This is a genomic window from Sphingomonas sp. G-3-2-10, from assembly GCF_012927115.1.
GTDB lineage: Bacteria > Pseudomonadota > Alphaproteobacteria > Sphingomonadales > Sphingomonadaceae > Sphingomonas.
The window spans coordinates 2280231-2293281 of record NZ_JABBFY010000001.1; the positions used below are offsets into that span (position 1 = coordinate 2280231).

Annotated in this window: 17 protein-coding genes; 10 read left to right on the top strand and 7 right to left on the bottom strand. The window is 65.2% G+C overall.

What is annotated here, in order from left to right; translation table 11 throughout:
• Positions 1-46 precede the first annotated feature (46 nt).
• Positions 47-463, bottom strand: coding sequence for a PAS domain-containing protein (locus tag HHL13_RS11385; RefSeq protein ID WP_169555772.1), 417 nt, complete (start codon positions 461-463; stop codon positions 47-49).
• Positions 464-562: 99 nt separating this feature from the next.
• On the opposite strand from HHL13_RS11385, the gene purL reads away from it, so the two are divergent.
• From purL to bfr, 7 genes are all read left to right on the top strand, one after another.
• Entirely contained in the window at positions 563-2797 is a 2235-nt protein-coding gene (gene purL, locus HHL13_RS11390) for a phosphoribosylformylglycinamidine synthase subunit PurL (protein ID WP_169555773.1), read from the top strand.
• Positions 2798-2861: 64 nt separating this feature from the next.
• Positions 2862-3269 (top strand): DUF3052 family protein, encoded by a 408-nt coding sequence (locus HHL13_RS11395; protein WP_169555774.1) that lies wholly within the window; start codon positions 2862-2864, stop codon positions 3267-3269.
• A 32-nt stretch (positions 3270-3301) separates the two neighbouring features.
• Positions 3302-3976 carry a nitroreductase family protein gene (locus HHL13_RS11400; RefSeq protein ID WP_169555775.1) on the top strand — a complete coding sequence of 225 codons (675 nt, stop codon included), beginning with the start codon at positions 3302-3304 and terminating at the stop codon, positions 3974-3976.
• A gap of 31 nt (positions 3977-4007) precedes the next feature.
• A complete protein-coding gene (locus HHL13_RS11405; protein WP_169555776.1) occupies positions 4008-4457 on the top strand; it encodes a hypothetical protein in 450 nt (149 codons plus the stop codon).
• Positions 4454-5710 (top strand): DUF418 domain-containing protein, encoded by a 1257-nt coding sequence (locus tag HHL13_RS11410; RefSeq protein WP_169555777.1) that lies wholly within the window; start codon positions 4454-4456, stop codon positions 5708-5710. Before HHL13_RS11405 ends, HHL13_RS11410 begins: the two co-directional genes overlap by 4 nt.
• A 117-nt stretch (positions 5711-5827) precedes the next feature.
• Positions 5828-5998 (top strand): (2Fe-2S)-binding protein, encoded by a 171-nt coding sequence (locus HHL13_RS11415; protein ID WP_169555778.1) that lies wholly within the window; start codon positions 5828-5830, stop codon positions 5996-5998.
• A gap of 141 nt (positions 5999-6139) precedes the next feature.
• Positions 6140-6625, top strand: a complete 486-nt coding sequence (gene bfr, locus HHL13_RS11420) for a bacterioferritin (protein ID WP_169555779.1) — start codon at positions 6140-6142, stop codon at positions 6623-6625.
• A gap of 59 nt (positions 6626-6684) precedes the next feature.
• Here the strand turns inward: bfr and HHL13_RS11425 are convergent, their stop codons facing one another.
• The 6 genes from HHL13_RS11425 to panB all read right to left on the bottom strand — a co-directional run bounded on the left by HHL13_RS11425 (position 6685) and on the right by panB (position 11821).
• Complete coding sequence (locus HHL13_RS11425) at positions 6685-7098, bottom strand: Hpt domain-containing protein (RefSeq protein WP_169555780.1); 414 nt, start codon at positions 7096-7098, stop codon at positions 6685-6687.
• A gap of 75 nt (positions 7099-7173) precedes the next feature.
• Positions 7174-7383: a sulfurtransferase TusA family protein gene (locus tag HHL13_RS11430; protein WP_346775542.1), complete on the bottom strand. Its 210-nt coding sequence runs from the start codon at positions 7381-7383 to the stop codon at positions 7174-7176.
• A 10-nt stretch (positions 7384-7393) separates the two neighbouring features.
• Positions 7394-8758, bottom strand: coding sequence for a ribosome biogenesis GTPase Der (gene der, locus HHL13_RS11435; RefSeq protein WP_169555781.1), 1365 nt, complete (start codon positions 8756-8758; stop codon positions 7394-7396).
• 109 nt (positions 8759-8867) lie between these two features.
• Entirely contained in the window at positions 8868-10193 is a 1326-nt protein-coding gene (locus tag HHL13_RS11440; protein WP_169555782.1) for a PQQ-binding-like beta-propeller repeat protein, read from the bottom strand.
• Positions 10190-10900, bottom strand: coding sequence for a hypothetical protein (locus tag HHL13_RS11445; RefSeq protein ID WP_169555783.1), 711 nt, complete (start codon positions 10898-10900; stop codon positions 10190-10192). Before HHL13_RS11445 ends, HHL13_RS11440 begins: the two co-directional genes overlap by 4 nt.
• A gap of 63 nt (positions 10901-10963) precedes the next feature.
• Positions 10964-11821, bottom strand: coding sequence for a 3-methyl-2-oxobutanoate hydroxymethyltransferase (panB, locus tag HHL13_RS11450; protein WP_169555784.1), 858 nt, complete (start codon positions 11819-11821; stop codon positions 10964-10966).
• Between the two features lie 127 nt (positions 11822-11948).
• Here panB and HHL13_RS11455 point away from each other — a divergent pair, with 127 nt between their 5' ends.
• From HHL13_RS11455 to HHL13_RS11465, 3 genes are read left to right on the top strand one after another with little or no spacing between them, the layout of a single operon-like run.
• Complete coding sequence (locus HHL13_RS11455) at positions 11949-12413, top strand: hypothetical protein (RefSeq protein WP_169555785.1); 465 nt, start codon at positions 11949-11951, stop codon at positions 12411-12413.
• A 2-nt stretch (positions 12414-12415) separates the two neighbouring features.
• Entirely contained in the window at positions 12416-12847 is a 432-nt protein-coding gene (locus HHL13_RS11460) for a hypothetical protein (protein ID WP_169555786.1), read from the top strand.
• Positions 12840-13049, top strand: coding sequence for a helix-turn-helix transcriptional regulator (locus tag HHL13_RS11465; protein WP_169555787.1), 210 nt, complete (start codon positions 12840-12842; stop codon positions 13047-13049). The genes HHL13_RS11460 and HHL13_RS11465 overlap by 8 nt, the downstream gene beginning before the upstream one ends.
• Positions 13050-13051: the final 2 nt, after the last annotated feature.

The following is a 13051-nucleotide window of genomic DNA, read 5'->3' on the forward strand; positions in this document are numbered from 1 at the left end:
CCTCGCCCCCTTGGGGTGGGGATTAGCATCGCGCGGCGCGCGGCGGCTAGGCTTTCGACATCTCCGCGGTAATGTCCTGCTTCATGCCATAGAGGTGCGTCGCACGGCCCCCTCTGGCGACGACATCGGCGGTCACCCGCATCCAGCGCGACTCGCCGTCCGGCCGCCGTATCCGCGCCTCGAAGGTGAAGCTGCCGCACGTCGCGATTGCTTCGGAGCGCAGCCGGTGCAGCAGTTCGCGCGATTCCTCGCAATACATCGCCACCGTCTCGCGCCGGTCGATCCGCGCGCCTTGCGGAATTCCGAACAGCTCGAACACGCCCGCGCTCCAGGTCAGGCTGTCGTCGGCGAGATCGCATCGCCACGCGGCGGGCAATTGCAACGGGGTTTCGGTCTCCGGCCCGGCCGAATCGATCCAATGGCGGGTCAGGACGCTCGGGGCCGGATAGAACAGGGATCCCATGCGCCGGAGGATAGCCATGCGACGATTAACGCGCTGTTATTCCCGCTGGAGGAACTGGCGGGGTGACGTATCGAAAAGCGCCCGCTAAGGGCTGCGCTCATGACCCAGATCACGCCCGAGATCGTCGCCGAACACGGCTTCACCCCCGAGGAATATGAGCGCGTCCTGCACGCGATGGGCCGCGAGCCCAATCTGACCGAACTCGGCATCTTCTCGGTCATGTGGTCCGAGCATTGCAGCTACAAGTCGAGCCGCATCCATCTGAAGAAGCTCCCTACCACCGGCCCGCAGGTCATTTGCGGCCCCGGCGAGAATGCCGGCGTGGTCGATATCGGCGACGGTCAGGCGGCGATCTTCAAGATGGAGAGCCACAACCACCCGTCCTATATCGAGCCCTATCAGGGCGCGGCGACCGGCGTCGGCGGCATCCTGCGCGACGTGTTCACGATGGGCGCGCGTCCGGTGGCGAACATGAACGCGCTGCGCTTTGGCCGGCCCGATCATCCCAAGATGCGCCACCTGATCGCCGGCGTGGTCCACGGCATCGGCGGCTACGGCAATTGCGTCGGCGTGCCCACCGTGGGCGGCGAAGTGAATTTCCACCCTGCCTATGACGGCAACATTCTCGTCAACGCGATGACGGTCGGCGTCGCCCAGACCGACAAGATCTTCTATTCGGCCGCTTCGGGCATCGGCAATCCGATCGTCTATGTCGGCTCGAAGACCGGCCGCGACGGCATCCACGGCGCGACGATGGCCTCGGCCGATTTCGGCGAGGATTCCGAGGAAAAGCGCCCCACCGTCCAGGTCGGCGATCCCTTCACCGAAAAGCTGCTGATCGAAGCCTGCCTCGAACTCATGTCGTCCGACGCCATCGTGGCGATCCAGGACATGGGCGCTGCCGGCCTCACCTCCTCGTCGGTCGAGATGGCCAGCAAGGGCGGCGTCGGCATCGAGCTGATCATGGACGACGTGCCCCAGCGCGAAACCGGCATGACGCCCTACGAGATGATGCTCTCGGAGAGCCAGGAGCGGATGCTCATGGTGCTCAAGCCCGGCCGCGAAGCGTTCGCCGAGGCGATCTTCCGCAAATGGGAGCTCGATTTCGCGGTCATCGGCCATGTCACCGAGCCTGATCCGGTTTCTGGGGGCCATATGGTGCTCAAGTGGAAAGGCGAGACCGTCGCCGACATTCCGCTCGCCCCGCTGGCCGACGAAGCCCCGCTCTACGATCGCCCGCACGTGCCGACGCCCAAGCGCGCCGAACTGACCGACGTGCCCGAAAGCACCGATCTCGCCGCCGATCTGGTCAAGTTGATCGGCTCGCCCGACATCGCGTCGCGCCGCTGGATCTGGGAACAGTATGACCACATGGTCGGCGCCGACACCGTCCAGCGCCCGGGCGGCGACGCCGCGGTGGTCCGCGTGCACGACACACAAAAGGGCCTCGCGATCACCACCGATTGCACCCCGCGCTATTGCTTCGCCGATCCGGTCGAAGGCGGGAAGCAGGCGGTGGCCGAGGCATGGCGCAACCTCACCAGCGTCGGCGCCACGCCGCTCGCGGTGACCAACTGCCTCAACTTCGCCAATCCGCAGCGCCCGGAGATCATGGGCCAGATCGTCGGCTGCCTCGACGGCATGTCGCAGGCCTGCATCGCGCTCGACTTCCCGATCGTGTCGGGCAACGTCAGCCTCTACAACGAGTCCAAGGCGACCGGCGGCGGTTCGGCGATCCTGCCGACCCCGGCGATCGGCGGCCTCGGCCTGCTGGCGGACTATACGAAGAACTGCACCATCGGCTTCAAGGGCCTTGGCGACATCGTCCTCGCCATCGGCGAGCGGGGCGGCGATCTGGGCCAGTCGATCTGGCTGCGCGAAGTGCATGGCCGCGAGGATGGCCCGCCGCCGCCGGTCGATCTCGCCGCCGAGCGCCGCACGGGCGACTTCATCCGCAAGATGATCGCCAACGGCTCGATCACCGCCTGCCACGACGTGTCCGATGGCGGCCTTGCCGTGACGCTCGCCGAAATGGCGCTGACATCGAACCTCGGCGTGCTGGTCAACGAACCCCAGCCCTTCGGCGTCGCGGGCAGTTTCTTCGGCGAGGATCAGGGCCTCTACGTCGTCACCGTGTGCGACACCTGCCTCGCCGACTTCATGGCCGCCGCCCATGCCGCCGACGTCCCCGCCGACGCGCTGGGCCGCGTCATCAAGGACCGGCTGATCTTCGAGCTGGACGAAGGCGACTGGACCGTCAGCATCGCCGATCTGCGCGCCGCGCACGAAGGCTTCTTCCCCGCGCTGATGGGCGAAGACGCGGCGCTGGCGTAAGCCCGGCCGCCTGAACCTTGTCGCTCGCCTCACGTTGCTGCAAGGTAACGTCAGGAGGTCGCCGATGCCTACAGGCTATTCCGGAACGCCGCTCGCCAAGAAGCTCGGCTTCACCGCCGGGCAGCGCGTCTGGTTCCACGACATGCCCCACAGCGTCCGCGCGGAAATCGATCCGCCCGCGCTCGGCGTGGAAGAGCTCAGCGTCGCTTCCGAGGGGACTCAGGGCGCGCATATCTTCGTCACCGAACGCGCGGTGCTTGAAACCCAACTCGCGGCGTTGCGCGAATTGCTCGAGCCCAGCGGCTTCATTTGGGTCTCATGGCCCAAAAAGGCGTCGAAAGTGCCGACCGACATCACCGAGGACACGATCCGCGACGTCGCACTCCCGACGGGGCTGGTCGACGTAAAGGTCTGCGCGATCGACGAAATCTGGTCCGGCCTCAAACTCGTCATCCGCAAAAGCCAGCGTTAGGTTCTTTAGGAAAACGACCTTACACTGGCGAAATGGCCGATTCCGACGCTCTGCCCTGGCGCCCCTATCCGGAGCATTCCGATGCGGAAAGTGTCGCGCGCACTGAAGCGTTTCTCGAGACGATGCGCACCAGGCGCAGTTGCCGCCATTTCACCGACCGCGAGGTTCCCCGCGAAGTGATCGAAGCCGCGATCCTCGCGGCCGGCACCGCGCCCAGCGGCGCCAATCACCAGCCCTGGCATTTCGCGGCGATCTCGTCGCCCGGCGTGAAGCTGTCGGTGCGGATCGCAGCGGAGGAAGAGGAGCGCAGCTTCTATGGCGGCCGCGCCAGCAGGGAATGGCTCGATGCGATCGGTCCGCTCGGCACCGATGCGAACAAGCCCTATCTCGAAGACGCGCCCTGGCTGATCGTCGTCTTCGCCCAGCGCCGCGGCGGGATCGAGCAGGTCACCGACACCCAGAATTACTATGTCACCGAAAGCGTCGGCATCGCGTGCGGCCTGCTGCTCGCGGCGCTGCACGAAGCGGGTCTGGCGACGCTGACCCACACGCCCAATCCGATGCGCTTCCTCAACCGCGTGTGCCAGCGGCCGGCGCATGAGAAGCCGATGATGATCATCGTCGCCGGCCATGCCGCGCCCGATGCGACCATCCCCGCCCACGCCCTGAAGAAGAAGTCGCTGGAGCAGATCGCAAGCTGGCTGTAGCTTCCCCCGCGAAACGTGAACGGGGGCGGTCATGGCAGGTAGCTGGAGCACGAGGCGGCGGATCATCGTCGCGACACTGATTGCAGGGACGCTCGATATCCTCGCGGCGATCGGCATGACGCTAAGCAAGGGCCGCGAAATCGATGCGATGCTCCGCTATGTCGGGTCGGGCGTCTGGCCCGATGCGGCAAAGCTGCAGGCCACCGGCGCTTCGGCCGGGCTCGCGGTCCATTACGGGCTGATGGCGATCATGGCGGCGGTGTTCGTGCTTGCCGCGAACCTGATCCCCGCGCTCAAGCGGCAATGGCTGCTATGGGGTCTGCTCTACGGCCTCGCCACCTATGTCGCTATGAACCTTGTCGCGGTGCCGCTGCGCTTCGGGACGCCCCTGCCCCACAGCGCGATGCAGATCGTTCCGCAGCTGCTCTTCCACCTCTTCCTTGTCGGCGTGCCGATCGCGTGGGTGGCACGCAAGGGATGAGCGACACCGCCCCCATTGCTCGCCTGCAGTCCCTCGACACCGTCCGCGGCGTCGCGGTGATGGGCATCCTGCTTCTCAACATCGTCGCCTTCAGCATGCCGATGGCCGCCTATTTCAATCCGCGCGCCTATGGTGGGGCGGAGGGGATCGACCTTACGGTCTATCTGGCCAATTTCGTGCTGTTCGACGGCAAGATGCGCGGCCTGTTCTCGTTCCTGTTCGGCGCGTCGATCCTGATGGTGATCCAGCGGGCCGAGGCTAAGGGCGAGAGCCCGGCCCGCGTCCATTACATGCGGATGATCTGGCTGCTGCTGTTCGGCCTCGTCCACCTCTGGCTGGTCTGGTTCGGCGATATTCTCGGCCATTACGCGCTGATCGGGATGCTGGCCTATTTCCTGCGCAACGTGCGGCCGGCGAGGCTGGTGATCTTCGGCGTGCTGATGGTGCTGGTGCAGGCGATGATCTTCGCCTTCCTGCCAGTGATGGTCCACGCGCTCCAGAGCGCGCCCGCGGATCCCGACGCAGCGAAGAAGGCTGCCCAGAGCCTTGCCGAGCTCAATCGCGGATTCGGCATCCCCACCGCCGGGGAGATCGCGAAGAACCTCGCAATCTATCGCGGCGACTATGCCGGCATCTTCGCCGAACGCCTCCGCGAGAATCCGACCGGGCCGGTCACGACCACCCTGCTCTTCGGATTCGAAACGCTCGCCTATATGATGTTCGGCATGGCCGCGCTGAAGACCGGCCTGCTGCGCGGCGACTGGGATCGTGCGCGCTACCGCAAATGGTTGTGGATCGGATTCGGCATCGGAATCCCCGCTTATGCCGCGCTCGCCGTCTATCTGATCAATGCGGACTTCAACCTCTTCTCGATCGTGCTGGGCGCGATGATGCTGCCCACCTTGTTCCGCCCCTTCATGATCGTCGGCTGGGCCTGCCTCATCATCCTGCTCGCCCGGCCCGGCGGCGCGCTGACCAGCCGCATCGCCGCGACGGGACGGATGGCATTCACCAACTACCTCACCACCAGCCTGATCTGCACCACCCTGTTCTACGGCTACGGCCTTGGCTGGTACGGCTATCTCGGCCGGGCCGAGCTTTACCTCGTCGTGTTCGCAGTGTGGGCGCTGATGCTGCTCTGGTCGAAGCCCTGGCTCGCGCGGTTCCGCTATGGTCCGCTCGAATGGCTTTGGCGCAGCCTGTCGCGGCTCAGCTTCCAGCCGATTCGCGGCGCGGCGGCCGCGAGCGACTGATCCCGCGCGATTTTTGCGACGAACCGATTCCCGCTCGCTTGCGAACGACACGCAATAGCCATTGCGAATCAGTCTCAATATCCCCATAGAGGGTTTAGCGAGAGGTTCGAGGGTCTGATGGTCGTTTGCGTTTGCAATGCAATCAAGGAACGTGACGTTCGCGCCGCCGCGCGCGATGGCGCCCGCAGCGCGTGTCAGGCTTATCGCGCGATGGGCATGCAGCCGAAATGCGGCCAGTGCGTCCCGTTCGCGCGAGAGATTATCAATTCGGAACGTGCTGCTGCATAAGCATTGCGAAAGCGATGCGATCACTGCAAATGCTCTTCGTTCGCAACTAGCGAAACCCACGGGAATCCGCCATTTTTCGGGTGTTCGCCGCCCGTAATTGCGCGTAAACGCTGCCCTGCAAACAGTTAGGGAAGCAGCGTCATGAAGGGCGATCCGAAGGTCCTCGAATATCTCAACGAGGTGCTCAAGAACGAGCTCACCGCGATCAACCAGTATTGGCTGCATTACCGCATGTACGACCACTGGGGCGTGAAGAAGCTCGCCGCGTTCGAGCGTCACGAATCGATCGACGAGATGAAGCATGCCGATCAGGTTGCCGAACGCATCCTGTTCCTCGACGGCCTGCCCAACTTCCAGCTGCTCGGCCGCCTGCGCATCGGCGAGACCGTCGCCGAAGTGCTCAAGGCCGATCTCGATCTCGAATATGAAGCCGTCGCCGTCCTCAAGGACGCGATCGAGCATTCCGAGAAGGTCCGCGACTATATCAGCCGCGACCTGTTCCGGCAGATCCTCGACAGCGAGGAAGAGCATATCGACACGCTGGAAACCCAGTTCGAGATGATCGAGCGGATGGGGATCGAGAATTACGTCCAGCTCAACAGCCGGTCGGTCGAGGAAGACGCGTAAGCCCTCAACTCCCCTCCCTTGCAGGGAGGGGAGCGGAAGCGGCTAAATCTCGCTAAAGGTCAGAGGACCGGGCGGCGTCCGAATGCGGCCGGCTTGCGGGCGACCAGCGGGTTCGCTTCGCGCTCGAGCAGCGACAGCGTGGATTCGAACAGCGGGCGCAACTGCACCACATGCTCCAGCGCGGCGCTGGGCGTGTCGCGATTCTCGACGCATTCGCGCGCAATCGTCTCGATCATCTCGGCGATTTCGGCGAGCGGATCCGCGCCGAACTGACGCGATTCGCCCTTCAGCGTGTGCGCGGGCAGCACCATCGCGGCTGCGCTCTGCGAACGCATGGCGTCTTCGATCTGCGAAACCGACTTTACGCCGTCTTCGCGGAAGTAACCGAGAATACGCACGAAATTGGCGCCAAGCTCCGCGCGGGCCTGAGAGAAGGCGTCCCAATTCACCAACGGATCACTTGCGCTCGACATGCTTAACTCACTCCGCACCACCGAAGGTACGCCTGAGCTTTAAGAGAGGTAAGTAAACAGCAAGTTGATTTACATCTAGGGAGTGATGCGGAAACGATGGTTTCCGCTGCCTTCAACATCCTGCAGGATCAGGCCCGCATTCGCCGCGAGTTGTCCAAGTTCCCGTGGCGCGGCGGGATCGTCGGCCATGATCTCGATCGTTTCGCCCGGATGTTCGCGAATGGCCTTGGCCAGCCGGATCGCTGGCCAGGGACAGCGCATTCCGCGGGCGTCGATCTCGATCACGCCGGAAGCCTCAGTCCTTGTTGTCGAACGGGTTCTTCGGCGCGCGCATCGTGAAGCGCACCGGCACCGCACCGAAATCGAATTCCTTGCGGAGGCCGTTGACCAGATAGCGGCGATAGCTTTCCGGCAACAGGTCGACGCGCGTGCCGAACAGCACAAAGCTGGGCGGGCGCGACTTGATCTGGGTCACGTAGCGCGGCTTGATCCGCTTGCCGCCCGGCGCGGGCGGCGGATTGGCTTCGATCGCGCGTTCGAACCAGCGGTTGAGCTGGCCGGTCGACACGCGGCGCGACCAGGCGTCGCGCGTCTCGAACGCCACCTTCATCAGCACGTCGAGGCCCTTGCCGGTCGCGGCGGATACGGTCAGCACCGGAATACCCCGCGCCTGCGACAGCCCTTCCTCCAGCGCGCCCTTGATGCCGTTGAACAGGCTGGAGGCATTCTCCGCCACGTCCCACTTGTTGATTGCGATGATCAGCGCGCGGCCCTCCTGCAGCACGCGATCGGCGATCTTGAGGTCCTGCACCTCCAGCCCGCGCGTTGCGTCGAGCAGCAGCACGACGACTTCGGCGAAATCGATCGAGCGCAGCGTATCGGCGACCGAGAGCTTCTCCAGCTTCTCTTCGACCCGCGCCTTCTTGCGCATGCCGGCGGTGTCGATCAGCCGGACGCGGCGCGGCCCCTCGGGGCTGTCCCATTCCCAGTCGACCGAGATCGAATCGCGCGTGATGCCGGCTTCAGGCCCGGTAATCATCCGGTCCTCGCCCAGCAGCTTGTTCACCAGCGTCGATTTTCCCGCGTTCGGACGGCCGACCACCGCGAACTTCAGCGGCGCGTCTGGCGCGTCGGGATCATCTTCCTCGAATTCCGCTTCTTCGCGCTCGATATGGGGCCGCAGCGCCTCGAACAGGTCGACAATGCCCTCGCCATGCTCGGCCGAGAAGGGGATCGGATCGCCGAAACCCAGGGCCATCGCCTCGATCACGCCGGTCTCGCCCGATTTGCCCTCAGCCTTGTTGGCCAGCAGCACGACCGGGGTGTCCGATGAGCGGAGCCAGCGGCCGATCTCTTCGTCCAGCGGCACCACGCCCGCGCGCGAATCCACCACGAACAGGGCGACATCGGCTTCCTGCACCGCCGCCTGCGTCTGGGCGCGCATCCGCCCCGGCAGGGTCTGCGGATCCTCGTCCTCGAAACCGGCGGTGTCGATGATGCGGAACTCGAGCCCGAGCAGGGTCGCATCGCCCTCGCGCCGGTCGCGGGTCACGCCCGGCAGATCGTCGACAAGCGCAAGGCGCTTGCCGACCAGCCGGTTGAACAGCGTCGATTTGCCGACATTCGGGCGGCCGATGATAGCCACGGTGGGAGTGCGCATGGTCTGCTTCTACGATTCAAGGTTGCGGAAGGGAACGCCTCAACGAAAAAGCGGCGGCGGGGTCCTTCCCCGCCGCCGCCGATCGATGGCCTCCCCGCCGGGGAAGGCGTTAGCGATAGGCCGAGAGACGGCCCTTGTCGTCGAGGACATAGAGCGTGTTGTTGGCCACGATCGGCGCGAGGGTGATCTCGCCGTCGGTTTCGAGCGTCGAAGTGACGGTGCCGTCGGTGACCGACGCCGTGACGATCTCGCCGCGGCTGTTGACCAGCACCAGCCGGTTGCCGGCCAGGATCGGGCCGGTCCAGCCGATCGGGTTCGTCTTCTTCTTCTCGTTGCGATAATGCTTGAGCTGCGAGATCCAGCGGATCTTGCCGCTGCCGCGCGACAGGCACAGCAGGCGCGCATCGTCGGTGACGAGGAAGATCCATTCACCGGCCACCCACGGGGTGGAGATGCCGGCGACATTCTGCTCCCACAGGCGCGTGCCGGTGGTGAGATCCATCGCCACCATGCGGCCGCCCTGACCCACGGCATAGACGCGGCCCTGATCGATCACAGGCTCGGCATCGATATCCGACAGCGACGAAACCGACGTCGAGATGCTCGAACGCGACAGCACATCCGCCCACAGCGGCAGGCCATTCTCGTAACGATAGGCGTTGAGTTCGCCCGACGAGAAACCCGACACGACGGTGCCCTGCGCCACCGCAGGCGCCGCAACACCGAACACGCCCTGCGTCTCGAGGCTGGCCGATGCGGTCCAGGCGACTTCGCCGTCGGTCTGGTTGAGCGCGAACAGCTGGTTGTCCTGCGTCAGCACATAGACCTGGCCATTGGCGACGCTCGGCGAGCCGCGCAGCGGGCCGCCCGGGCGCTTGCGCCACAATTCGGTGCCGTTGGTGGCGTCGAGCGCGACTACGTCGCCCAGCCCGTTGCTGGCATAGACCTTGCCGGCTTCGACGCTGGCGCCGCCGCCGAAGCGGGCGCTCTTGTTCTCGGTGTCCTTGACGGTCGAGGTCGCCCACAGCTTCGATCCGCTATCGGCGGCGAACGCGGTGACGGTGCCTTCCACATCCATCACGAACAGACGATTTTCGTCGACCACCGGCGATGCGGCCAGCCGCTCGCGCTTGTTGCCGCCGGCGATCTGCACCGACCATGCCTTCGTCAGCGAGCCGCCGAGTTCGAGATGGCCCATCGACTTGGAAGCATTGCCGCCCGGCTGGTTCCAGCTCGGGTTCGCCGCCGCGGCCGGGACCAGCACTTCGACGCCGGCCATCGCCGTGTCGGCGTTGATCTCGTTCTCCGACGCGAGGATCGGCACGCGCTGTCCCACGACCGGCGTTCCCTTCGGACCGCCGCCCTTGAAGACGCCGCAGCCGCTCAGCGCCAGAATCGCCGCCGTAGCGGCCGTCACCCTCACCCAGTTCTTCATTGCGCTTTCTTTTCCTCAGCCGCACCGGAAGCGTCGACGCCGTAGGCGCTGGCCATTTCCAGCGCACGTTGACGCATATTGTCGGGCACATAATCCTTCGACTGCGCGATCAGGGCGAACATCTTGCCAGCCTCGGCACGCTTGCCCTGCTTGATATAGGCCGCGGCGACCGTCTCGCCGGCAGTGCCCAGCCAGGGCGATTCCGCGGTCGCGAGCGGCTTCAGGCGATCGATCACCACCTGCGGCGCGATCGAATCGAATTCGGCGCGAGTCTGCTGGATCAGCGCCAGATCGCGGAACGGCTGGGCCAGCTTCGCGTCGTTCGCGATCACGGCATAGCGCGCGGCCGCGCCCTTCAGGTCGTTCTTCGCGAGCAGCAGGTCGGCTTCGTTGAACAGCGCCATCGCGCGATAGCCCGGCGCACCGCCATCCACCAGCTTGCGCAGCTCGGGATTGGCCTTCGCGGCCTGACCGGCGCGGATATTCTCCAGCGCCCCGTTGAGCTGCTCGCCCTGCTGGCCGGCCGCCTGGTCGCCCCGCGCGTCGAAAAACAGATAGGCCGCCAGCGCCGCAAGCGCGACGCCCAGCGCGATCAGTCCGGTGCGACCCCATTTGCGCCACAGCGACAGAAACTGCTCGCGGCGATACTCCTCGTCCACTTCCCGGACAAAGGCATCGTTGGTCGTATCATTGGGGGGAAGCGCCAAAACTCACTCCATGGGTGGCAACGGGATCGCGGCCCAGCCGCGCGAAACGCCGCTGATAGCCCGTCAATCGCGTGCCGCATAGACTTGATCGGGTCCCGGAAACGCCCGCGACCTGACATCGGCGGCATAGGTTTCAACCGCGGCGGAAATGCGGCCAGCCATGTCGTCGTAACGCTTCACGAACCGCGCGGTCCGCTCGAACATGCCGAGCATGTCGTCGATCACCAGCACCTGGCCGTCGCACTGGTTCGACGCGCCGATCCCGATCACCGGAACCGACACCGCCGCGGTGACTTCGTTGGCCAGATTTTCGACGACGCCTTCGGCAACGATCCCGAACGCGCCGGCATCGGCGATCGCCCGCGCATCGTCGATGATCTGCGCATGTTCGGCGTTGCTGCGGCCCCGTGCGCCATAGCCGCCCAGCGCGTTCACCGATTGTGGGGTCAGGCCGATATGGCCCATCACCGGAATGCCGCGCCCGGTCAGGAACTGCACGATCGGCGCCATCGGTGCGCCGCCCTCCAGCTTGACGCCGGCGGCGCCCGTCTCGGCCATCACCCGCGCCGCGCTCTCGAAGGCCTTTTCGGGGCTCGCTTCGTAGCTGCCGAACGGCATGTCGACGATCACCGCCGAGCGATAGCTGCCGCGCACCACCGCCGCACCATGCGCGATCATCATCTCCAGCGTCACCGGCAGCGTCGTGGGCAGGCCGTAGATCACCTGGCCCAGGCTGTCGCCAACCAGCAGGATGTCGCAATGCGGATCGAGCAGTTGCGCCATCCGCGTCGTGTATGCGGTCAGCATCACGATCGGCTCCCTGCCCTTGCGGTTGCGCAGCGCCGGGATCGTCACGCGCTTCTGGGGCGAAGGCGTCGGGTTGGCCCGGCTAGTCGAAGTGTCGAGAGTTACGTGGGACATGGGCAGGCTCCTAGCCCGCCGCGCTGCGCTGCACCAGCACAGTCACCCGCGAGGGTGCTTCAACTTTACATTATGTTCGATATTTTTTACATAACGTTACGAATCGAGAACATGGAGTTTGAAAAAGATGACGTTGAGGGAGAAAATCCTCTGGTCGTCGACGGCGATCACGCTGGTGATCTGGGGCTGGTATTTTTCCAGCTTCGTCGGCGATCTGAAGGCGGGGCGAATCGATCAGGGGGCGATGGTGGGCAGCTTCGCCGTCGCCGTGATCGTGCTGACGGTGGTCCACATCGTCTCGGCGACCGTGATCGCAATCTTCTCGGGAAAGGCGGCCAATGCCCCGGCCGACGATCGCGAGACGGCCTATGATCTGGCCGCCTATCGCCCCGCCTATTTCGTCCTCGCCGGTACCATCATCGCGCTGATGCTGGCGGGTCCCATCCTGCTGCGCATCGCCGCCGAATGGACTCCCCAGCCCGATCCCGGCCTCGTCCCCGTCCTGCTCGGCAATGCGCTGCTCGCGGCGCTGGTGCTGGCCGAACTGGTCCATGCGGGCTTTCAACTCATTCGCTACCGCTTCGGAGGCTGATCATGGCATATCGCGAGAAACTCGCCTGGATCGAACTGATCGGCATGGTGCTGGCCTATGGCCCCTATTTCATCGCCGTCGGCATCGTCGATCCCGTCGGCGCGCGAGACACTACGCTGACCTATGTCGGGCTGTTCGCCGCCGCCACCGTCGTACGGCTGCTGATCCTCGGCGGCGGCTGGCTGACCCTGCGCATCCGTCTCGGCGCCGAAGCCCGCGCCCAACCCGACGAGCGGGAACGCGCGATCGCCGGCCGCAGCGCGACCATCGGCTATTATGTCCTGCTTAGCCTGATGCTGTGGGCAGCCGTGATCCTGCCCCTTCTCGAAAGCGGATGGAAAGTCGCCAATTCGGGGCTTGCCGCGATCGTGATTGCCGAGATCGTCCGCCATGCCGTTACGGTCGTCGGCTACCGGAGAAGCTGGCATGGGTAAGATCAGCAACCAGATCCGCACGCTCCGCTTCATGGCCGGGGAAATGACCCAGGCCGAGCTGGGCGAGCGGATCGGCCTGACGCGCCAGACGGTCGCCGCGATCGAGCAGGGCAAATATTCGCCGACGCTGGAAGCCGCATTCCGCATCGCGATGGTCTTCGGCAAGCCGCTCGACGAGGTCTTCCAGTGGGAGGAAGGTTGAGC